Annotated in this window: 22 protein-coding genes and 1 pseudogene; 8 read left to right on the top strand and 15 right to left on the bottom strand. The window is 51.1% G+C overall.

Annotated features, from left to right (window positions below):
• Window positions 1-40 precede the first annotated feature (40 nt).
• The gene (gene rstB / locus PUZ33_RS12560) at window positions 41-1,339 is read left to right on the top strand and encodes a two-component system sensor histidine kinase RstB (RefSeq protein WP_013096876.1); all 1,299 of its coding nucleotides are present in this window, start codon (window positions 41-43) and stop codon (window positions 1,337-1,339) included.
• Window positions 1,340-1,412: 73 nt separating this feature from the next.
• A complete protein-coding gene (tus, locus tag PUZ33_RS12555; RefSeq protein WP_029882784.1) occupies window positions 1,413-2,342 on the top strand; it encodes a DNA replication terminus site-binding protein in 930 nt (309 codons plus the stop codon).
• Here tus and fumC read toward each other — a convergent pair whose 3' ends face one another.
• Together fumC and fumA are read right to left on the bottom strand one after the other, a co-directional pair.
• Window positions 2,343-3,737 (bottom strand): class II fumarate hydratase, encoded by a 1,395-nt coding sequence (gene fumC / locus PUZ33_RS12550; protein ID WP_058661246.1) that lies wholly within the window; start codon window positions 3,735-3,737, stop codon window positions 2,343-2,345.
• 136 nt (window positions 3,738-3,873) lie between these two features.
• Window positions 3,874-5,520: a class I fumarate hydratase FumA gene (gene fumA, locus PUZ33_RS12545; RefSeq protein ID WP_038419230.1), complete on the bottom strand. Its 1,647-nt coding sequence runs from the start codon at window positions 5,518-5,520 to the stop codon at window positions 3,874-3,876.
• Window positions 5,521-5,719: 199 nt separating this feature from the next.
• Between fumA and manA the strand changes: the two genes are divergently transcribed.
• Together manA and PUZ33_RS12535 are read left to right on the top strand one after the other, a co-directional pair.
• The gene (gene manA / locus PUZ33_RS12540; protein ID WP_058680633.1) at window positions 5,720-6,895 is read left to right on the top strand and encodes a mannose-6-phosphate isomerase; all 1,176 of its coding nucleotides are present in this window, start codon (window positions 5,720-5,722) and stop codon (window positions 6,893-6,895) included.
• A gap of 98 nt (window positions 6,896-6,993) precedes the next feature.
• Window positions 6,994-8,526: a YdgA family protein gene (locus PUZ33_RS12535; RefSeq protein WP_058680634.1), complete on the top strand. Its 1,533-nt coding sequence runs from the start codon at window positions 6,994-6,996 to the stop codon at window positions 8,524-8,526.
• Between the two features lie 86 nt (window positions 8,527-8,612).
• On the opposite strand, the gene PUZ33_RS12530 is transcribed toward PUZ33_RS12535, so the two are convergent.
• Window positions 8,613-9,641 carry a Mal regulon transcriptional regulator MalI gene (locus tag PUZ33_RS12530; RefSeq protein ID WP_058680635.1) on the bottom strand — a complete coding sequence of 343 codons (1,029 nt, stop codon included), beginning with the start codon at window positions 9,639-9,641 and terminating at the stop codon, window positions 8,613-8,615.
• Window positions 9,642-9,819: 178 nt separating this feature from the next.
• Here PUZ33_RS12530 and PUZ33_RS12525 point away from each other — a divergent pair.
• Window positions 9,820-10,014 (top strand): annotated as a pseudogene (locus PUZ33_RS12525) (PTS sugar transporter subunit IIBC); the annotation flags it as partial.
• Between the two features lie 139 nt (window positions 10,015-10,153).
• Here PUZ33_RS12525 and PUZ33_RS12520 read toward each other — a convergent pair.
• Both PUZ33_RS12520 and PUZ33_RS12515 read right to left on the bottom strand, forming a co-directional pair.
• Complete coding sequence (locus tag PUZ33_RS12520; RefSeq protein ID WP_112032451.1) at window positions 10,154-10,474, bottom strand: hypothetical protein; 321 nt, start codon at window positions 10,472-10,474, stop codon at window positions 10,154-10,156.
• Window positions 10,474-10,713 (bottom strand): hypothetical protein, encoded by a 240-nt coding sequence (locus PUZ33_RS12515; protein WP_252107738.1) that lies wholly within the window; start codon window positions 10,711-10,713, stop codon window positions 10,474-10,476. Before PUZ33_RS12515 ends, PUZ33_RS12520 begins: the two co-directional genes overlap by 1 nt.
• A 113-nt stretch (window positions 10,714-10,826) precedes the next feature.
• On the opposite strand from PUZ33_RS12515, the gene PUZ33_RS12510 reads away from it, so the two are divergent.
• The 3 genes from PUZ33_RS12510 to PUZ33_RS12500 are packed head-to-tail and all read left to right on the top strand — an operon-like array spanning window position 10,827 to window position 13,609.
• A complete protein-coding gene (locus PUZ33_RS12510; protein WP_032634964.1) occupies window positions 10,827-11,189 on the top strand; it encodes a GtrA family protein in 363 nt (120 codons plus the stop codon).
• Window positions 11,186-12,103 carry a glycosyltransferase family 2 protein gene (locus tag PUZ33_RS12505; RefSeq protein WP_211944414.1) on the top strand — a complete coding sequence of 306 codons (918 nt, stop codon included), beginning with the start codon at window positions 11,186-11,188 and terminating at the stop codon, window positions 12,101-12,103. Before PUZ33_RS12510 ends, PUZ33_RS12505 begins: the two co-directional genes overlap by 4 nt.
• Before the next feature lie 3 nt (window positions 12,104-12,106).
• Complete coding sequence (locus tag PUZ33_RS12500; RefSeq protein ID WP_235174174.1) at window positions 12,107-13,609, top strand: hypothetical protein; 1,503 nt, start codon at window positions 12,107-12,109, stop codon at window positions 13,607-13,609.
• Between the two features lie 25 nt (window positions 13,610-13,634).
• Here PUZ33_RS12500 and PUZ33_RS12495 read toward each other — a convergent pair whose 3' ends face one another.
• The 10 genes from PUZ33_RS12495 to PUZ33_RS12450 form a co-directional block, all read right to left on the bottom strand.
• Complete coding sequence (locus PUZ33_RS12495; protein WP_252107694.1) at window positions 13,635-15,836, bottom strand: hypothetical protein; 2,202 nt, start codon at window positions 15,834-15,836, stop codon at window positions 13,635-13,637.
• On the bottom strand, window positions 15,837-16,478 hold the full coding sequence (locus PUZ33_RS12490; protein ID WP_062676818.1) for a phage baseplate protein: 642 nt from the start codon (window positions 16,476-16,478) through the stop codon (window positions 15,837-15,839).
• Window positions 16,478-16,714, bottom strand: coding sequence for a hypothetical protein (locus PUZ33_RS12485; protein ID WP_062676817.1), 237 nt, complete (start codon window positions 16,712-16,714; stop codon window positions 16,478-16,480). Before PUZ33_RS12485 ends, PUZ33_RS12490 begins: the two co-directional genes overlap by 1 nt.
• A gap of 7 nt (window positions 16,715-16,721) precedes the next feature.
• The gene (locus PUZ33_RS12480) at window positions 16,722-17,477 is read right to left on the bottom strand and encodes a hypothetical protein (protein ID WP_252107695.1); all 756 of its coding nucleotides are present in this window, start codon (window positions 17,475-17,477) and stop codon (window positions 16,722-16,724) included.
• Window positions 17,470-18,888, bottom strand: a complete 1,419-nt coding sequence (locus PUZ33_RS12475; protein ID WP_062676815.1) for a baseplate J/gp47 family protein — start codon at window positions 18,886-18,888, stop codon at window positions 17,470-17,472. The genes PUZ33_RS12480 and PUZ33_RS12475 overlap by 8 nt, the downstream gene beginning before the upstream one ends.
• Before the next feature lie 65 nt (window positions 18,889-18,953).
• Entirely contained in the window at window positions 18,954-19,295 is a 342-nt protein-coding gene (locus PUZ33_RS12470; protein ID WP_062676814.1) for a hypothetical protein, read from the bottom strand.
• Entirely contained in the window at window positions 19,295-19,969 is a 675-nt protein-coding gene (locus tag PUZ33_RS12465) for a Gp138 family membrane-puncturing spike protein (RefSeq protein WP_062676813.1), read from the bottom strand. Before PUZ33_RS12465 ends, PUZ33_RS12470 begins: the two co-directional genes overlap by 1 nt.
• A complete protein-coding gene (locus PUZ33_RS12460) occupies window positions 19,969-20,904 on the bottom strand; it encodes a phage protein (protein WP_062676812.1) in 936 nt (311 codons plus the stop codon). The genes PUZ33_RS12465 and PUZ33_RS12460 overlap by 1 nt, the downstream gene beginning before the upstream one ends.
• Window positions 20,879-21,220: a phage baseplate plug family protein gene (locus PUZ33_RS12455; protein ID WP_062676811.1), complete on the bottom strand. Its 342-nt coding sequence runs from the start codon at window positions 21,218-21,220 to the stop codon at window positions 20,879-20,881. The genes PUZ33_RS12460 and PUZ33_RS12455 overlap by 26 nt, the downstream gene beginning before the upstream one ends.
• On the bottom strand, window positions 21,217-21,933 hold the full coding sequence (locus PUZ33_RS12450) for a phage baseplate protein (RefSeq protein WP_062676810.1): 717 nt from the start codon (window positions 21,931-21,933) through the stop codon (window positions 21,217-21,219). Before PUZ33_RS12450 ends, PUZ33_RS12455 begins: the two co-directional genes overlap by 4 nt.

Raw genomic sequence — 21,933 nt, 5'->3', positions numbered from 1 at the left:
CATGTATATTCGGCATGTATCGTTTTTTCGGTGAGATTTAATGAAAAAGCTTTTTGTGCAGTTTTATCTTTTGCTGTTTGTCTGCTTCCTGGTGATGACCATGCTGGTCGGGCTGGTCTATAAGTTCACTGCCGAACGAGCGGGCAGGCAGTCGCTGGACGATCTGATGAAAAGCTCACTTTATCTGATGCGCAGCGAACTGCGTGAAATTCCACCACATGACTGGGCGAGAACCTTAAAAGAGCTGGATTTGAACCTGTCGTTCGATCTGCGCATTGAACCGCTGAAGGATTTCGATTTAGATCCGCCTGCCATGCAGCGCCTGCGTGACGGGGATATCGTGGCACTGGATGAGAAATACACCTTTATCCAGCGTATTCCGCGCAGTCATTATGTGCTGGCCGTAGGGCCGGTGCCTTATCTCTATTATCTGCACCAGATGCGCCTGCTGGATATGGCCCTGATGGCCTTTATCGCCATTTCACTCGCCTTCCCGGTCTTTATCTGGATGCGCCCACACTGGCAGGACATGCTGAAACTGGAATCCGCCGCACAGCGCTTTGGCGAGGGGCATCTTACCGAGCGTATTCACTTTGACAGCGGGTCCAGCTTTGAACGTCTGGGGGTGGCATTTAACCAGATGGCCGATAACATCAACGCCCTGATTGCCAGCAAAAAACAGCTGATCGACGGGATTGCTCATGAGCTGCGCACGCCGCTGGTGCGTCTGCGCTATCGGCTGGAGATGAGCGAAAACCTTACGGCGGCAGAGTCTCAGGCGTTAAACCGCGACATCGGCCAGCTTGAAGCGCTCATTGAGGAGCTGCTCACCTATGCTCGTCTTGACCGTCCACAAAATGAACTGCACCTCAGTACCCCAGATTTGCCGACGTGGATCCAAACTCATATTGATGACGTCCAGAGCGTCAATCCGCAACGCACCCTGTTAACGCGCGTCACGCCGGGAGATTACGGCGCGCTGGACATGCGCCTGATGGAACGCGTGCTGGATAATCTGATGAACAACGCCATGCGCTACAGCGAGAGCACGCTGCGGATTGGCCTGGACTTGCAGGACAATCAGGCCCGTCTGACGGTGGAAGACGATGGCCCCGGCATCGCCCCGGATGCGCGTGAAACCGTGTTCGAGCCGTTTGTGCGTCTCGACCCGAGCCGCGACCGTGCGACGGGAGGGTGTGGTCTGGGGCTGGCGATTGTCCACTCTATCGCGCAGGCGATGGGCGGCACGGTGCAGTGCGGGGAGAGTGAACTCGGCGGCGCATGCTTCTGCTTTAGCTGGCCGGTGTACCATAACATCGCCCTTCCCGTTCCTGCCTGACCTTAACCGCACGCTGGCTTGACCCGGCGTGCTGTGCTATACCATGAGTATGTTGTAACTAATGGGGGTTCACATGGCGACATACGATCTTATCGAAAGGCTGAACAGCACCTTTCGGGAGATGGAGCATGAGCTGTTAACGCTGACCGAGCGCCTGCAGGCCTGCCGCCTGTTGGCTGCGCGGGTCTTTACCCTGCCGGAGGTGGCAAAAGGCGCAGAGCACGATCCGCTGCAAACCATCGACGTCAAACAGCATATCGGCCAATCCGCGCGGGATCTGGCGCTACAGCACTATCGTCGCCTGTTTATTCAGCAGCAGTCAGAAAACCGCAGCAGCAAGGCGGCCGTTCGCCTGCCGGGGGTGATCTGTCTGCAAACGGACGCCGAAACCCGTGAGGCGCTGGAAACCCAGATTACGCACATCAATACCCTGAAAGCGGCATTTGAAAAGATCATTACCGAAGAGTCAGGCCTGGCGCCAGCCGCCCGCTTTGAGTGGGTGCACCGCCAGCTTCCGGGTTTAATCACCCTGAATGCCTACCGTACGCTGACGGTACTGCGTCAGCCCGCCACGCTGCGCTTCGGCTGGGCCAACAAGCACATTATCAAAAACTTTACCCGGGATGAGATCCTGGCCCAGCTGGAAAAGAGCCTGAAAGCGCCGCGCACCGTGGCTCCGTGGTCGCGCGAGCAGTGGATTGAGCGCCTGGAGCAGGAGTATCACAGCATCGCGTCATTGCCCGCTGAAACGCGCCTGAAGATTAAACGCCCGGTGAAGGTGCAGCCTATCGCCCGCGTCTGGTATTCAGGCCAGCAAAAGCAGATCCAGTACGCCTGCCCAACACCGCTGATTGCGCTCTACGATGCCGATCAGGGCGCTGTGGTACCGGACATTGGCGAACTGCTGAATTACGATGCGGAAAACGTTCAGCATCGCTATAAGCCTCAGGCGCAGCCGCTGCAGCTGATTATTCCCCGGCTGCACCTGTATGTGGCGACGTGACTATTTCAGGCTGCCGACCATCGCTTCAGGGCGGACCCAGGCATCAAACTCGGCTTCCGTGAGGTAGCCAAGCGCCAGCGCAGAGGCTTTCAGCGTCAGCCCCTCTTTATGCGCCTTTTTGGCGATCTCAGCGGCTTTGTCGTAGCCGATATGGGTATTGAGGGCGGTCACCAGCATCAGCGACTCATTGAGCAACTGGCTGATTCGCTCGCGGTTCGGCTCAATGCCGGAGGCGCAATGCGCGTTGAAACTCTCCATGCCGTCCGCCAGCAAACGTACAGACTGAAGCACATTGTGGATAACCATCGGACGATAGACGTTCAGCTCGAAATTGCCTGACGCACCGCCCATGTTGACGGCCACGTCATTTCCCAGCACCTGACAGCAGAGCATGGTCATGGCTTCACACTGCGTCGGGTTCACTTTGCCCGGCATAATGGAGCTACCCGGTTCATTTTCCGGGATGCTGATTTCACCAATGCCGCAGCGCGGGCCAGAGGCCAGCCAGCGCACGTCGTTGGCGATTTTCATCAGTGATGCCGCCAGCCCTTTCAGCGCACCATGGGTGTGAACCAGCGCGTCGCAGGTTGCCAGCGCCTCAAACTTATTGGGCGCGGTAACAAACGGTTGCCCGGTAATCGCGGCCAGCTCTTCCGCCACGCGCACCGCGTACTCCGGATGGGTATTTAACCCCGTCCCCACCGCCGTGCCGCCCAGCGCCAGTTCAGAGAGATGCGGCAGGCTGTACTCAATGTGTTTGAGATTGTGTTCCAGCATCGCCACCCAGCCGGATATCTCCTGCCCAAGGGTCAGCGGCGTGGCATCCTGCAGGTGGGTACGCCCGATTTTGACGATATCGCTGAAGGCCTGGGCTTTCTCGTTAAGGGTGCTTTTAAGCACATTTAGCTGCGGGATCAGCTGTTCACGGATGGCAATCACCGCCGCCACGTGCATTGCCGTCGGGAAGACATCGTTGGAGCTCTGGCTCTTGTTCACGTCATCGTTCGGGTGAACCTTACGCTCCATACCGCGCACGCCGCCCAGCAACTCGCTTGCCCGGTTGGCCAGCACTTCATTCATGTTCATGTTGCTCTGCGTGCCAGAGCCGGTCTGCCAGATGGCCAGGGGGAATTCGTCGGGATGCTTGCCCGCCAGCACTTCGTCGGCGGCATTGATGATGGCGTTGGCTTTGTCAGCCGCCAGCAGGCCCAGATCCAGGTTTACTTTGGCGGCGGCACGTTTGGTCAGCGCCAGCGCCTGAATCAGCGAGACGGGCATTTTTTCAGTTGAAATGCGGAAATGCTCAAGTGAGCGCTGGGTTTGCGCCCCCCAGAGTTTGTCGGCCGGAACGTCGATCGCGCCCATCGAGTCTTTCTCACGGCGATGCGTTGTCATTACTTTCTCCTTGATAATTAAAGATGGGATTGCTCACATGCTTAAGAGATAAGTATTGATGACTTCTGTGAAACGTTATGGCGCTTTGTGCGCTCTTTTGGTGTCGGGTGGCGCAGCCGCCACCCGGCTTTTTAGCTTACTTCACACATGCCGAACACTGAGAGGACTGGATCTGCTTGAAGAAGTCATTGCCTTTGTCATCCACCAGGATAAACGCCGGGAAATCTTCCACTTCAATTTTCCAGATCGCTTCCATACCCAGTTCCGGGTATTCCACGCACTCCAGGCTCTTGATGCTGCCCTGCGCCAGTACGGCCGCCGGACCACCGATACTGCCCAGGTAGAACCCGCCGTGCTTGTGGCACGCATCCGTCACCTGCTGGCTGCGGTTGCCTTTCGCCAGCATGATCATGCTGCCGCCGTTGGCCTGGAGCTGGTCAACATAGGAGTCCATGCGGCCTGCGGTGGTTGGGCCTAATGAGCCGGAGGCATAACCCTCTGGCGTTTTCGCCGGGCCCGCGTAGTAGATCGGATGATCTTTGATGTACTGCGGCAACCCTTCGCCGTTGTCCAGGCGCTCTTTCAGCTTCGCATGGGCGATGTCGCGGCCGACGATGATCGTGCCGTTCAGGGAGAGACGCGTCGAGACCGGGTACTGAGACAGCTGCGCCAGAATCTCTTTCATCGGACGGTTCAGATCAACGCGAACCGCTTCACCTTCACCGGCTTTACGCAACTCTTCCGGAATGTATTTACCCGGGTTGTTCTCCAGTTTTTCGATCCACACGCCTTCACGGTTGATCTTCGCTTTGATGTTACGATCCGCCGAGCATGAGACGCCCATACCCACCGGGCAGGATGCGCCGTGGCGCGGCAGACGGATCACACGCACGTCGTGAGCAAAGTATTTACCGCCGAACTGTGCGCCGAGCCCCAGATTACGCGCTTCTTCCAGCAACTCCTGCTCAAGCTGAACATCACGGAACGCCTGGCCGTGTTCGTTCCCTTCGGTTGGCAGGCCGTCGTAGTATTTGGTCGATGCCAGCTTCACGGTTTTCAGCGTCGCTTCCGCCGACGTGCCGCCAATGACAAAGGCGATATGGTATGGCGGGCAGGCTGCAGTCCCCAGGGTACGCATTTTTTCCACCAGGTAGTTCTTCAGCTTGCCCGGTGTGAGCAGCGCTTTCGTTTCCTGGTAGAGGTAGGTTTTGTTGGCTGAACCGCCGCCTTTCGCGATGCAAAGGAATTTGTACTCATCGCCGTCCACGCTATAGAGGTCAATTTGCGCAGGCAGGTTGGTGCCGGTGTTGACCTCTTTATACATATCCAGCGCCGCGTTTTGCGAGTAGCGCAGGTTGTCTTCGGTGTAAGTGTTGTAGACACCGTGCGCCAGCGCGGCTTCATCGCCGCCTCCGGTCCAGACACGCTGGCCTTTTTTACCCACGATGATGGCCGTACCGGTGTCCTGGCAGGTCGGCAGAATGCCTTTTGCCGCGATATCGGAGTTACGCAGGAACTGCAGCGCGACATACTTATCGTTTTCGCTGGCCTCCGGGTCGCTGAGAATATCGGCCACCTGCTGCTGATGCGCAGGACGGAGCATAAACGAGGCGTCGTGGAAGGCGTGCTGCGCCAGTAAGGTCAGCGCCTGCGGATCGACCTTGAGGATCTCCTGCCCTTCAAACTCAGAGACAGAGACGTGATCGCGGGTTAACAGGTAATATTCGGTCTGATCCTTACCGAGCGGGAAAGGATCCTGGTAATGAAAGGGTTTGTTCGACATTGTTCTCTCACTTACTGCGTCGGTCTGATTATTCAGGGCAGATGTTCCGCTGCCCGGCTTAAAAGCGAGTCAGCTTATCCTACACAATTTTTTAACAAAAACTGAGACTAGTACGACTTTTTACATCCGCAGGTTACTTCCAGGTGGTTTATTGCTTTAATACCCGGAGTTTATTCCACATTTGAATCAGGGCTTGATAATGCAAAAACTCATCAACTCAGTGCAAAACTACGCCTGGGGAAGTAAAACTGCGTTAACGGAACTCTACGGTATCGCGAACCCGGACAACCTGCCGATGGCAGAACTGTGGATGGGCGCCCACCCGAAGAGCAGCTCAAAAGTTGAAGATGCCAGCGGCCAGGTGCGCGCGCTGCGCGACGTAATTGATGCCGATAAAGCCACGCGGCTGGGCAACAGCGTGGCCAACCGTTTTGGCGAGCTGCCGTTCCTGTTTAAGGTGCTGTGTGCCGATCAACCTCTCTCCATCCAGGTTCACCCGAACAAGAAAGCCTCTGAAATTGGCTTTGCAAAAGAGAATGCGGCCGGTATCCCGTTAGATGCCGCCGAGCGTAACTATAAAGATCCGAACCACAAGCCGGAGCTGGTCTTTGCGCTGACCCCTTTCCTGGCGATGAACGCGTTTCGCGAGTTCTCCGAGATCATCTCTCTGCTGCAGCCGGTCGCAGGAGCGCATAACGCTATCGCACATTTCCTGGCAAATCCGAACGCGGAAAGCCTGAGTCAGCTGTTCGCCAGCCTGCTCAACATGCAGGGCGACGAGAAATCCCACGCCCTGGCGGTGCTGAAAGCGGCGCTGGACGGCCAGCAGGGCGAACCATGGGACACCATCCGTCTGATTTCTGCGTTTTACCCGGACGACAGCGGCCTGTTCTCCCCGCTGCTGCTGAACGTGGTGAAGCTAAACCCGGGCGAAGCCATGTTCCTGTTCGCAGAAACGCCGCATGCCTATCTGCAGGGTGTGGCGCTGGAGGTAATGGCCAACTCGGACAACGTGCTGCGCGCGGGTCTGACGCCGAAATATATCGACATCCCTGAACTGGTGGCTAACGTGAAGTTTGTGGCAAAACCTGCTGCCGAGCTGCTTACTCAGCCCGTCAAAAATGGCGCAGAGCTGGACTTCCCTATTCCGGTTGACGATTTTGCTTTCTCCCTGCACGACCTCAGCCAGACCGAAACGACCATCGCGCAGGAGAGCGCGGCGATCCTGTTCTGCGTTGAGGGTGAAGCGACACTGCATAAAGGCGAACAGCGTCTGGTGCTTAAGCCGGGTGAGTCAGCTTTCGTTGCTGCTAATGAGTCCCCGGTCAGCGTGAGCGGTACCGGTCGCCTGGCGCGCGTATTTAATAAGCTTTAGACAATACTGAATTTTTTAACAACTCTTGCTAAGCTAGTGGCAGGCTTTATATCTCCGGGCGGTTTCTACCGCCTGGTTTCATTTTAGGGATAGTCGCAATGAAAAAATCGGTCGTAGCGGTAGGCGTGATTGTAGCGTTAGGCGTAGTCTGGACGGGAGCATCCTGGTTTACCGGGAAGCAGCTGGAGAGCCGTCTGGCTGAGATGGTGGCACAGGCTAACAGCCAAATTAAGCGTGGCGCACCGGAAGCGGGTGTAGAGCTGAGCTATCAGAATTATGAGCGCGGGGTATTCACCAGCCATATGCAGCTTGTGGTGAAGCCCGTTGCCGGAAATGAAAATGGCTGGCTGAAGCCGGGCCAGACGGTGGTGCTGGATGAGGTGGTAAGTCACGGTCCGTTCCCGCTGGCGCAGCTGAAGTCCTTTAATCTGATCCCATCAATGGCGTCCGTTCACACCGTGCTGGTGAATAACGACTTAACTAAGCCGCTGTTCGAACTGGCAAAAAATGAATCACCTTTCGCGGTTGATACCCGCATCAGCTATGCCGGTGATACCAGCTCGAATATCGCGCTGAAGGCGCTGAACTACGAGAAAGAGAACGAGAAAGTCACCTTCAGCGGTGGCAACTTCACCGTAGATGCTGACCGCGAAGGGAACGTGCTCTCCCTGACAGGGGAAGCGCAAAGCGGTCTGGTCAACGCCGTTAACGAATACGATCAGAAGGTACAGATTACCTTCAACAATTTGAAAGCAGACGGCAACAGCCGCATGACCGACTTCAAAGAGCGTATCGGCGATCAGAAACTCTCGATTGATAAGATTGCCATTGCGATTGAAGGTAAAGAGATGGCCGTGCTGGAAGGCATGGACGTTGATGGTAAATCGGATGTCTCCAAAGACGGTAAGAGTATCAATACTCAGCTGGATTATACCCTGAAGAGCCTGAAAGTGCAGAATCAGGACCTGGGTACCGGCAAGCTTTCGCTGAAGATCGGCAATATTGACGGTCAGGCATGGCATGAATTCAGTCAGAAATACAGCAAAGAGAGCCAGGCGCTGCTGACCGATGCCGCGCTGCAGCAGAACCCGGAAGTGTATCAGCAGCAGGCGATGGCCGTGCTGTTCAACAACCTGCCTATCCTGCTCAAAGGTGAACCGGTGATCACCGTCGCTCCGCTGAGCTGGAAAAACAGCAAAGGCGAAACCAGCTTTAACCTGTCTCTGTTCCTGAAAGATCCGGCAGCCGCAACGGGCGAACCGCAAACGCTGGCGCAGGAAGTGGATCGCAGCGTGAAGTCTCTGGACAGCAAGCTGACGATCCCAATGGATATGGCGACCGAGTTTATGACTCAGATTGCGAAGCTTGAAGGGTACGGCGATGACGATGCCGGCAAGCTGGCAAACCAGCAGGTGAAAGGCCTGGCGGCGATGGGCCAGATGTTCCGTATCACGAAGGTGGACGACAACACGATTTCCACCAGCCTGCAGTATGCCAACGGCCAGGTGACGCTCAACGGTGACAAAATGCCACTGGAGGACTTTGTCGGCATGTTTGGTATGCCTGCCCTGGGCATGCCGGAACCGGCTGAACCAGCAGCGCCAGCCGAACCTGCGGCGCCACAGCAGTAAACGACAAAACCCCTCGCATGAGGGGTTTTTTATTGCCGGGTGGCGGCTACGCCTTACCCGGCCTACGATCCGCAACGTGCTCTGGATTATTTCACCGTGACTAACCGCGCCGCCACAATCTGGTGCCCGGCCTGCACGTCTGTTTTTTCGATGCGCTGCATGATCCTGTCCGCCAGCGTGTAGCCCATCTCCCGTGCGGGCGTGGTGGCCCAGACAATGGGCAGATCGTCCAGCGCATTTTCGCCAACGTCGGCAAATGCCCCTAACGCCACCTGATGGCCGAAGAAGGTTTCAACCCCGCCCTCGCCGCTCTGACGGCCGGCGCGGATCAGACCAAACCAGGTCCCCATCGCAATCACATCGTTATAGCAAATCACGGCGCTTATCGTCGGACTGCTGCTTAACAGCGCACCGATCGCTTCTGCGGCTTTTTTCTGACTGGATTCACACTCTACCACCCACTCGCTGTGGAACGGTAAACCGTATTTAATCAGCGTCGCGCAATAACCGCCCACCCGTTCGGCGCGGGTCAACGACGAGCTTTTTCCGCCGAGCCAGGCAATCCGCTGATGTCCGCGACGAATAAGATGCTCGGTCAACATTTGGGCCGCCTGCATGTTATCTGGCCGCAGGGTATCGGCTTCATCCAGATAACTGGCGCGCGACGCAAAGACCAGCGGCACGCCTTTTGCGGCCGCGCGCTCGCATAATTCACTGCTCACGCCCGACGCTCCGGCAACAATCACACCGTCAACGCCCTGGGTGAGCAGCATGTCGAGCCGGGAAAGAAGCTGGTCCGGCTCGCGCCCACCGTGGAGCAGAAACACCATTCGTCCCTGCGCCTCCAGCGCTTCGGTTAACCCGGCGGTCAGTTCGGCGTAAAAGGGTGAAGTCAGGTCACGCACGATCAGGCCAATCACGCCGCTTTGTCCCCCGCGCAGGGCCGACGCCTGACGGTTACGCACAAAACCCAGTTGTTCAACGGCGTCGTTAACCCGCTGACCGGTCGCGGGAGAGATACGCCCTTTTCCACTCAGGACCAGTGAAACGGTGCTGACGGAAACCCCCGCCGCCAGCGCGACATCGTTGATGGTGATCTTTTTCGCTACGGCCATGTCTTGGCGTGACTCCCTGATAATGAGATCGGTAAAACGTTTTATCAATACGTTATCTTTATACTACCAGTGAAAGGCTGAGAATGTGATTCAGCGCGCACTAAACTTTGATAAAACGTTTTATCTTCTCGCAGCATTGAAGCAGACAAACTGATTTTAACAATAAAGGAGTCGTTTTATGACGGCGAAAACAGCACAAAAAATATCGCTGTGGGAATTTTTCCAGCAACTGGGTAAAACCTTTATGCTGCCCGTGGCGCTTCTCTCGTTCTGCGGGATCATGCTCGGGATCGGCAGCTCGCTCAGCAGTAAGGACGTCATTACGCTGATCCCGTTCCTCGGTACCCCTGTGCTACAGGCGATCTTTATCTGGAGACTATTAAGTCTTTTAACGAAGTGGCTTGATGTTGGATTGATGTGCGGTAACTTCTGCTATGTTGCCGCGATACGATTTGTCATGTGCAATGAACTAACGTCGTTTCGCGGTAACTTTATGCCCCACCCATGCCCCATCACATCACCGGACAGTCATCTTCCCTTACTCGGTTGATGAAGAACGTCGCCACTCCAAGTACCTCCACATCTGCAAGCGCAGCTCCTTCTATTGCCTCCCCATCATCCGTAATGAGCGCTTTACCCATCAGCTTGGCAAATTGCGTGCGCCCATCGCTCAGAATCAGAAGTACATCCCCTTCGCAGGTTTTCACGCACGGCTCGATAACTGCAAAACCAATATCTGTCTCAAGCACTCTGCTATCCGCTCCTATGTTACACAGCACAACAGGTGAGAGCTGTTGCTCAACGTAATCTGACGCCGGGGATGGAAAGCCCATTATTGCACCCTCCCCATGTTACGCAGGATCCAGTATCGGTTGTCGCTGTGGTCTGTTGTCTTATCCACAAAGTCTTGCTGGTAACGCTCTATCCATGCATTTGCATCGGATGCGGAAAAGTGCCAGTTGTACTCACGCAGCTTCTCGATGAAGCTATCGGTCAGAAGGTACTGGTAACCATTAGGATTTAGCTGTATGGCCGCAATAAAGGCGGTCTTTATGTCTGCTGTGCGTGGCATATTTACCCCCACATAATTACTGTTTATATATACAGTATCGTCAAACATGAGGGTCGATCAAGTCGCTGGCTGGTGCTACACTTCAGACCTTTCCGAATTCACTGATTTCTATAATGTTAAAGTTATTCGCCAGGTACACATCGATAGGTGTCATCAACACGCTCATTCATTGGGTAGTGTTCGCCATTTGCATCTATGCATTCCATACAGGACAGGCCCTTGGCAACTTTGCCGGGTTCGTTGTTGCTGTATCGTTCAGCTTCTTCGCCAATGCCAGATTCACATTCAAATCATCAACCACTACCCTGCGCTATATGCTGTATGTGGGGTTTATGGGCACGCTTAGCGCTGCGGTTGGCTGGGCGGCTGACAAGTCAGGTCTGGCTCCGATCGTTACCTTAATTTTGTTCTCCGCAATCAGTCTGGTCTGCGGATTTATCTATTCAAAGTTCATTGTCTTTAGGGATGCGAAATGAAAATTTCTCTGGTCGTTCCCGTCTTCAACGAAGAAGACGCGATACCGATTTTTTATAAAACGGTACGGGAATTTGAAGGGCTACAGCAGCATGAAGTAGAGATAGTCTTCATCAATGACGGCAGCAAAGACGCGACGGAATCAATTATTCACGCGCTTGCCATTGCAGATCCGCTTGTGGTTCCATTGTCATTCACGCGCAACTTCGGAAAAGAGCCTGCACTATTCGCTGGTCTTGATCATGCTAGCGGTGACGCAATAATTCCGATTGATGTTGACCTGCAGGACCCTATAGAGGTCATCCCTCACCTTCTAGAGAAATGGCAGGACGGCGCAGACATGGTGCTGGCCAAGCGTTCTGATCGCTCCACTGATGGCAGACTGAAGCGTAAGACTGCAGAATGGTTCTATAAGCTACACAACAAAATCAGCTACCCGCAGATTGAGGAAAACGTTGGCGATTTCCGCCTGATGTCTCGTGATGTGGTAGAAAATATTAAGCTCATGCCAGAACGCAATCTTTTTATGAAGGGGGTGCTGAGTTGGGTTGGCGGTAGGACCGATGTTGTTGAGTATGCCCGCGCAGAACGTGTGGCAGGAAGCACGAAATTTAACGGCTGGAAACTATGGAACCTTGCTCTTGAGGGGATAACAAGCTTTTCAACGTTCCCGCTGCGCATGTGGACATATATCGGCTTGTTCGTAGCCGGAATGGCATTCATTTACGGAGCATGGATGATTCTTGACACCCTGGCATTTGGTAACCCGGTTCGCGGATACCCTTCCCTGCTGGTATCAATTTTGTTCCTTGGTGGCATACAGCTGATCGGGATTGGCGTTCTTGGCGAGTACATTGGCAGGATTTATGTTGAGGTTAAACACAGACCTCGTTACATAATTAAAAAGGGTAATTAAGTTATGAATTACAATAGAAACAATAAAATCACATCCATTATTATGTATGCTATTTCTTTTTCTTTCTTGGCATTTATAATATCAAGATACTTTCCAATAAACTCTGATTATGCCAATAGTCCATTAGTATGGAGAGAGTTTTTAGATAAGGGAGTGTCTTCTTTTTTTGACTGGAGACCCACTCCTGATAATTGGTATTTTACTGTATACCCAATTAACTTCGCAATCTTCTTTTTGCTAGGAGATGATGGTGTAATTCCGTTGCTGATTTCTACTATATTATTTGCAGCACTAGTTACATTGTTTTCTTCTGAGATATCTAAAATATCAAATGGAAAGTGGAGCTATGTTTCGGTTATCGTAGGAACTACATTATTGCCTCAGATAATGTTAACTGATGGGTTTGTTGCTCATCCATTTGCGCATTATTCAACTGCTGCGTATGGATTTCTAATGTTGTTGCTGTTTACCAAAAACCTATCAAAGAACAACATTTACATAACAACGATGATAGCCGTTATAGGTTTGATTGCGAACTCATCTGATATGTGGATCGCACCTACATTCTTTATGCCAATACTTCTTGTTGAGATCTACCTATTCCTTTCAAAGGAAAGGAGAGTATCTCATCTTTGTGTAATGGCCGCCTTTTTTGGATTATCAATTACTCATGTTCTGCCTATTCTGATGGGCTTCGACATACAGAAGTTTGAAATTGTTGATATCAGTATGATGTTGCAGAACATTTATGGCTCAATCATATTGATAGGGGAAACAATAAATATTTCTGTAATGAAAGGCAATATATTTTATATTGCTTCGTTCTTTGTAATGTTGTTTTTGGTACTTATTTCTGTTTGGATTGGATGGCTAAGTGGTGGAATTAAGAGATATGTAACAATTACATTATTCCTTTCTTTGCTCGGAATTGTGTCTTCATACATTATAAGCAATAATTCGTCTTTCCCAGGCCCACCACGTTTTTTTGTAAACGTAATCCCATGTGTATTCGCGATACTAGCAATTAATCTATCGGGAAGATATAGTAGGTTACTATTAGTAATAACTATTCTATTTGCTGTTACATCCATAAACTCGTATGAAACGAAAAAGTGGTGGGCGAAAGGTGTAATAACTGAAAATAATCAATACATTGATTTCTTAAAGAAACATGACTTGCGATATGGTTTCGGTGATTTCTGGGATAAGTCAATGACTGTTAACTGGCTTAGTCGAGGGGATGTAAAGATATTCCCTATATTCATTCGTGATGGATATAGACTGGACCCATATTCAGTGAGGTGGCAAACAATGCGATCATGGCATACCGAAGAATTCCTAAATGGTCTTCCGAAGAGACAATTCTTCGCTATATCTAAAGGTAGAGAATGTTCAGACGTAGAAAAGTGCGTCATTGGTATACAGGAGCGCTATGGTTACGCCAGTGAAGTGCTCACATTTAAAAAAATGACTATTCTAGTTTATGATGATGGTATTCCATTTTGAATTAAAGCCCCTTTCGGGGCTTTTTTTATGCGCTTATGGCTCCGTAATTTTTCCATCCTGATGCTGTGTATATCTTTCCTATGTAACCACCCGCTGATGATGTAGTATTGTCATTAACCACATCTCCTACCCCCCAAATTGCAGTGCCTGTTATTGTATCACCCCCTCCTTTCGGCGTTACACCGGCTATGTTCCTCTTTTGGAAGTTTGCCGTGGAGATTAGTCTATTGGTTGTCGTACCATTGTGCACGATACTAGATAAGTCGGAATCATGAATTATGCACGTCTCACGATCAATGTTTGTGTTTACGCAGAAAACACCCCATGTAATAGCAGCACCAAGACCACTTGATACTGATAGACGGGCTGATTTTATGGCTGTAGATGCACCCAAACCATCTGCCTGAATTGTTTGGACAAGCCCCACATCGCTACTAGATGACATCAAAGTAGGGGTGAAGCCACGCATAACAAAATCAAGTCCATTGACGTCACCTATTACAGCTCCTCGCTGGAATATCCTAGGGGTTACAGATATTTTTGAATTTACAATTTTGGCAAGACCTCCAACCTCAGTCCATGACTTGATGCCAATTGCTGCCGCCTGGTAAAACCTCTCGGTAGAAATATTGATATCTGCATTATAACAGGCATCAATTTGCACGCCAATTGGGGAGTTTGCAGTGTAATTTGATAAACATCGAATATGTGATGATCCTATGTACAAACCATCAGCACCCATAATAAGCGATCCACGCAGTTGATTGTTATTTGAAGAAATATACTCCATCACAATTTCCATCTTCGAAATAGAGATGTTTCTAACAACCATATTCCCAGTATTTACCTTACCAAAAATAGTAAAACCTGTTCCACATGAGCGTGAGTAATAGCTATCAATCTGGATGTTAGTACATGGCTGGTAGCTATAATTTGGTTCAATATCCAAACCACCTGGCTGCATAACCGTGCCAATGCGTCCACCATGCTTATACGAAACAAATGTGCCTATGGAAACGCCATCCGCGCAAATAATACTCATCGCATTTCTACCGTCATAGTCAGAGTTTACGCTCTCAACTAATGGATATTTCATGTTTGATGGAGGTGTTGAATCTTGGTTACCATGCGCTGCATTAAGATAAATTCCATCACCTCTTGTTTCTTTGAAAAATAATGACAATACGTGATTTTTCCCGCCATAGGAATGTATATTATGGATGTGTTCATCGGCTATCTTAGATGTCCTTACACCATCAATTCTTATTTCTCCAGTGAGGTCACTTACTTCTTTCAGGTAAAGAACATATCCAGATGAAGGGTCCCATGAATCTACAACAGTTGCAGGCTTTGTTCCATCTCCCCAGTGCTTAACATACCCATGCCATTTGAATTTCAAACCATTATGTTGCGAGGTACAAATTAAGCCAGCAGCAGATGGGGAAACATTTAAGGGAATATACGCTTCGGCCCCAGATTGAGCGCAGCAATCCAACCATAATTGCAACTTCGTAGTTTCATCGCTTCCATCCGCCACAACGCCGAATTGACGACAATCAATGCGGCCATCGTGACGCAGATACCACCCCTTTCCGGTCACATCGAAAAATTTTAGCTCATTGCCAGTTGATGGAACGCCAGTTGTACCATCACTAAAATATGTCGCCGCCCCAACGCCGAAAACATGATGCCCACGCGTCATGATGTACTTTGACTTGCCGGCATTAGCCGCCTTTGCATCTGAAAAATAGTCAACTACATAAACACTGCCGCCAATTAACGAAGCTCCACTAGGTTTTGATAGTTGAGAGCTTAATGCTGCATCCCCTAAACCTACCCAAAAACCTGGGCCAATGCCGCCAGTAGATTCTGGACTCGATGCCGCTGGAACTTCTTTTGGGAGAGCTCCGCTCCAGTAGTACCAACTTTTACTTTCCTCGTCCCAGATAAAATCATTACGCGATGCCAAAGATCCGCCTGCACTGAATGTGTATGATCCATCAATAAAGCCTGATAACTTACTGTCAACTTCATCAACAGAAGGAACATCAAGATTTGCTCTGGCCTGTGCGATATTCGCCAGTTCTGAGAGGTTATTTTTGGCGCGAAGGAAGTGCGTAACCGGAAGTTTTTGGTCTGTACTGTTCTGGTTTATCAGTAACTGAGCGGTATCAATGGTATCCGTCGCTGCCGGGAGGTCTGTAAGTTTTACTTTTTGTTCTGCCATTTATGCTGTCCTGTACCAGGCTGCTAATTTGATATATGCATTAGTTACGTCAAGAGCTGAGCCGCCACCCGTGTTTGCAGTTGAGCCAGAATAGTCATGCTCATGTGCACCTATCGCCACAGTGTGGTTATGTGTATCGCTGGAAGTGTTATTTGTTGATACCGGTCCCTGGTCGTAAATATTCCCACCAGAACCAACATCACCACTATCAGACCCATTTCGACGCTGATATGTGTGGTTATGAGTGTCGGAGGTGGTGGTTTTGGTCCCGTAGTCGTAGGAAGAAGTTTTACCTGAGTAGTCATGTTTGTGTGGAGGAAGATTGCCTACTGAAATACTCGACGTATCCGCCCCCCCCTGCTGTAAAACGTCGCTACCACTGCTATTAGCTATGCGTACTGTTTTCCCCTGACCAGGAACCCTCGCCCATGTTGAGCCAGACCAGATCGCATTTGGGTTGGTGTCGTTGGCGAACCACTCAACTTTTCCTACAGGGTATCTGATGTTGAAAATGGCTGAAGCCAGTACTTCCAGAGTGATTGAGCGGTCGTTACCAGCCTGGTTGATATGCATCAGGTCTGAGGATTCTGCGTCAGCGGCAGAGGGTAAATCTGTCAGATACTTGAGAAGAATGTCAGCCATTACGCCCCCTCAAGCGCTGATACCCGCGCCTTCAAATCTGAGATTTGCGCGTACAGGTCATTCAACAGGGTATTGAGATGATTGGCAGCAAGTTTGCTTCCAGTGGAGATAGATCCGTCTGGCATGCGCACAGGCGGGACGAAGCCGCTTGCAAGGATTTCGTCTGGAATGGGTTCTTTGTTCTTCTGCCCATCAGCATAAGTGACGTCAGTATCTGCAAATGATGTGATAGCCATTTAATTCTCACTTAGGCATAGCGCCGCATAGCATCGTCCCGGTGACGCCATAGTCACGGGAGAAGATAAGAAGGTAATCGTCGTCAGCGACGCCGAGATAAGAGCCGTTTACTTCCAGAACACCTGATACGGAACCTGCTGCATCAAGGTAGGAACCAGCGATAAATACAGACCCACGGTTAAGTCCAAGCGCCGTGTCGGTGTCTACCTGCATTGCTGTGTTATCGCCGACCTGTAACGCTTGCCCTGAATTGGTGTCTATCCCAGCAAGGGAGAAACCGTTGAGCCCATAATCGTGTGTTGAATATGCTCTGACACCCGCCACAGAAGCGCGGTCGACGATGGCGTTGATGTTTGTTGGTACATAAGGTCCGGTGGCGTGCACGCTAAAGGCGGCAGGGTGCAACTCAACAATCTCAACATCAGTGCTTGATGTTGTAGTTGCTGTTACGACCATGACGTTATCTGGCGTTCCGCTAAAGGAAGTTGCAAGTTTCGCCTGCATGATTGCCCGTCGATAATCATCGTCAGGCATCCCATCCCGATCCACATCAACGTACTGACCAAATCTGTCAAGCTCTATGCCGTGGGCGTTGTATATGCTCTGCGTCAGGTAGATATATTTTGCGCGGGCTTCAATTTCTGGATGAAGTACACCAACAGCAGCAAAGAGGTCAGGAACCTGCCCGCCTTTTTTAAGCCAGTCAGTAGGCCTCTGTCGTATCAGCGCAAGGAAATCGATATCAATCCATTCATCAGACACCTGTGACCTCCACATTGGCAGCGGAGAACGAAGCAAAGGAGTTTTCAGCAACGGAAATGTTACTTTCGGCAAACGTAGTTCCATCAGTACTGACCGTGATGGTCATTTTCCCGATGCCGGTTGTATTGGCGTAGATGTAGCCATAAATGCGCTGGGTAATAACGTCATCACCAAGGCCGAGAGTGGCACCGTAAGCAACAACACCTTGCTTTATAGCGTCCACAACAGCAGCTGGTAACGGCTCCTCTGTATCCAGAAGAACAACGTCAACTTTAACGTAAATATCCACTTCTGTAGGCCTTGAGAAGTTCACGATATGTGGTCTCTCGTACCGGTCATACACAGTGATAGCAATTGAACCGTAAGTTGCTATGCCTGCTCCTTTGTACTTCCAGATAGCGTCAGCAATATCCTGCTCAAGCCCCCCAGAAACGATGGTATGCATGGCCTTTGGTGGAATGCTGTCCACTGTCGCCATGGTGTCGTTTTCAATGACTTTGGCTAAGGTTACTCCGCTGACTTCCGTAATAAGGCGCGTCTCAATTGCTGGGATGGTTGCCGCACCGCCTGATGACGCTCTGCTCTGATACAAACGCTGGCGATAATCCGTGTCTGATTCGCGATCTGAACCGGTAGCCCCCTGAACCAGGTTATTAACTCCTGTCCATCCTGTGATGGCACTTACCGGATTGTTTAGTCCGCCAACAGGAACGACAATCGGACCGGCTTCAGTTGCCTCAAAGATTGCCGGTGAGCCAATCAGCTGCCAAGCCACGCCAGCACTAAGCGAAACTGCGTAACCTTCGATGAGGTTTTCAGACGTGAGCCTGATTACTGAGCCATTTGCTGTGGCTGAATACTGGCTTGTTGAATCAACAACCGCAGCAAGTCCGGTAGCGATAGTGTTTACTGTGTCTCCAGCTACTTTGGTGTAGGTATGGTCAACGCCAGCAATCCGTACTGTGTAGGAGGGTTGAGTGTTGTTAGACACCCTCACCTCTCCATCCAGAAGCGTCGAGCGCGAGATGGTGTAATCTGCCGTCAGTCTGAACTGGTAGTTACCGAACGACGCGAGAGAACCAGCAGGAACAAGACGTGATTCAGAGCCATAAATAACGGCATTCACTTTTGTCGTGGTTTTGCCATGTCGGGTAATCCCACCCATCCAGTCGCCAAGAGCATCAAGAGCGAATCCCTCAGCAGAAGCAAGAAACCGGCTAGCCCACAACCCCTCTTCAGTTTCAAAGTGAATTGCGTTTTGCTCAGCTTCAATTGCGATCCACTGTCCGGTGGTCGAATCAGCCTCTCTGTTAATCGGTCCGACGACCGTTTCCATTGCATCACCGATTTCCTGAACCATCTCCGGTAATGTCGGCTTGTCAAAGCCTGTCGCAGTAATGTAATCAGCCATATGCACCTTATTTCAGGCATAAAAAAGCCCCGCACATTGGCGAGGCATATTGAAGGGGGTATTTATCATGGGTATTGCACCAACCCGTAATCAGTGTTGGCTGTAAACTCTATGCTCAGCTTTCGCTCTGCCCGGTCAAAGTTGTAGGTAAACTCAACTATGCCGGTAACACCTTCTACAGCGAGGATTTCTGTACGGATAGCTGATAGCGCGCCATTAAGCGTTACCTGCTTCCCGAGAATATCTTGTAAGTACGGCGTTCCGAACTGGCTATCAAGGAACCACTCTCCGCGCCACAGGTTAAGTCTGAACTCGACCTGCTGTCTGACTCGCTCGGCACCGTCTACATACTGAAGAAGGCCGTTAGTGAACACGACTTTGTTATCTGTAAGTCTGAAATCAATCATTAGTTCTCCGGACCGCCTGTAGTGCCACCGCTATCACCCTGGTGACGGTGAGTGCCTATTCTTATGCCATTGATGACAACGTCACCCATCACCTGCATCGTGCCGGTTATGGTAGCTACCGATGTTTCGCCTCCTGATCCAGTCATGCCGCCCTGGTAAGTGAATAGCTGCTCAACGGTCATGCTTCCTTTAACGGTGTGCAATGGGGTTATTTCTTCCACCCCGCCTGGCGCATTGATGGTCATTTTCCCGTTGGCATCGATAGCAATGAAGGCATCGCCAAAATACATCCTCACGTCATCGTTGCCAGGGACTGCATCACTATAACCAGCGCCAGGGATAACGTATGAGTCGATGATGTCGAATCGCCTTGTATCGTCGCTTCCATCGGTTGCCTGCTGGCATACCACCAAAAGGCATTTATCGCCTGCCTGAACAGGGCCCTTTAATCCAGCCTGTCCGTTTGCAAACTGCGGCCACACCATGCGCAAATCGCTGAGTACCGGATAAGCGTTGGTATCGCCATCTGCGTATATTTTCTCGCCATCAGGCTTTACAGTTACCTTGCCGCCTGAATAACTCACCACGGTGCATGGAAGTGCGGTGTTTACCGTGTCCATTTCCGAGCTGACAAGCCGTCTGAGCGCTTCTACTACATCACTGTTATCAGCCATCAGATAAACCTCAATAGCGCTTCCACGCTCCATTCCTGCCCGTGTGTATCACCGGTGTAATGTGCTTCTTCAACCCGGAAGAATTCTCCATCAATTCCGCGAGATTTAAGCTGCACATACGCGCCAGGATAAATGGCAGGGTTAAGCAGTGATTTAACCCGGTAGCCCTGCACCTCAAGAGTGACCCGGTCTTTGAGCTTCGCCGTTGGGTCTTCTACATCCACCACCGTCCTGACGATACCTTTCTGACCGTATTTGATGCCCTGCTTGGCCGCCGTCTTCTCGGTCATGGTTTTAGCTTCACGACGTGGATATCCGATCATGCCAGTGTCTTTCGACAGCACGACTGCCGTGTCTGCATAGACGCCACCCTTTTTGATAATCTGTATTTCGCTATCCTGAGCGCTCCACTCCAGCCCGAGATAATTACAGACCCTGTCCATGGCATCACGGACCCTGCCGTTGTAGGCATATCCGCCGACGTATTGCTTATCCTGTACCTTGCTAATGCTCTTCTTGATTGGTAGGCCAAAGTTCTTCGCCACTCCATCCAGAACGGTCATTGCTGACGTATTTGGAGGGAAGGAAACGCTTATCTTGGCGTCGCGCAAAGGTATGACGCTGTCCCTTAACTCCATCTCCGTGATGATGTCAGGCCCATCCTGATACGTCAGGCTACGGCATGTGGTGCCAGTGAAGATGGTGATAGCGCCGATGTCATTGACGTAGCCAGCCTTGATGATGACCACGTTATTTATGGTCTCCATCAAAGTGATAGTTGTGGGGGCGGCGTTGTAGATTTTTAGTGATGCTTCGTTGGCGGTTTTGCTTGCTGTTTTGGTGATGTCGAACTCAAATCTCAGGTCTTTGATACTTACCGCCTCACCATGAGGCTGACCGACTATGATTTCACCCGTTCGCAGAAACAAACTCATCTATTTCTTCCTTAGTGGCATACACCAACAGGTGATCGCCTCCAATCGAATCGATATCAGGACGTACCTTTTCACCATACGTACGGATGAAGTAGATATCTCCGGAGAAGTTATCGAAACTGAAGTTCTTCAGAAGCGGGGAGTTCTGTACAAGCTTAACTCCGGTTATGATCGGCAATGACTCACGGTCATAGATACCAAGCGACCAGAAGCCAAAGCGCTCATTCCATCGCAGGCGAAGCGTAACCGGTGTATCGTCGAAAACAGCCTGCAATGTCTGGTCAGTAAATCCAGCCTGAAAATTTAGTGGGGTCATGGGGTGACATTACCTATGATGTTGCCGAGATATTCCTGAAGCTTACCGCCCGAACCGGACAAGCCACCCAAAGCCTGACTCAGGATTGAACCAGTATTCTTACCAACGTTTTTGGTTGGCGTAGCCCGGTTAGCAGTAGCGGGGTCTGCTGAGTTTGATGTCCCGGCTTTAGCAGTAGCGCCATTACTGGTCGTATCAGTTTTCCTGACGCCTACACCAGGCGGAACCTCTGTCGTAGCTGTGCTGACGATATTTGCCTGAACAGCATCTATCGTAAAATTGACCGCATCACCATCATCCACCCTTCTGGGAATGTTAATTCCCAGAATGAGCATATTCTCGTAGGTGTAATTTTTGGTGTAGATAGTTACCAGTTCGTTTGAAAGATATAACGAGTCGAGCAGCTTGATAGCTGTGTTAACCCTGTCCTCCCCGTCGAAGCCGCTATCCAGAGCGTTTGCTGCCTGAGTTAATACCCCCGTCACCGGCGCGTTGCTTATCATGCCGGCAACGGTAATCTTTTTCGGCTGACGGATGATGTGATCTGATATTGGCGACCCGTTTTCTACGGGATTCATTGTCACATCGCGCGTCCACTCATGCGTTTCCTGGTCCAGAGTGTCGAACTCAAGATTGCCGACGCCCGGGTCATTAAGCCTAAAGGTGCTGTCGCCTGCCGAGTTCCAGAGGAAGCCAAGCACATCAGTTGCCAT

The organism is Enterobacter cloacae complex sp. 2022EL-00981 (assembly GCF_028737495.1).
GTDB classification, from domain to species: domain Bacteria; phylum Pseudomonadota; class Gammaproteobacteria; order Enterobacterales; family Enterobacteriaceae; genus Enterobacter; species Enterobacter cloacae.
Note: the sequence above shows the minus strand (reverse complement) of the source record. Positions and strands in the feature narration are given on the sequence as shown.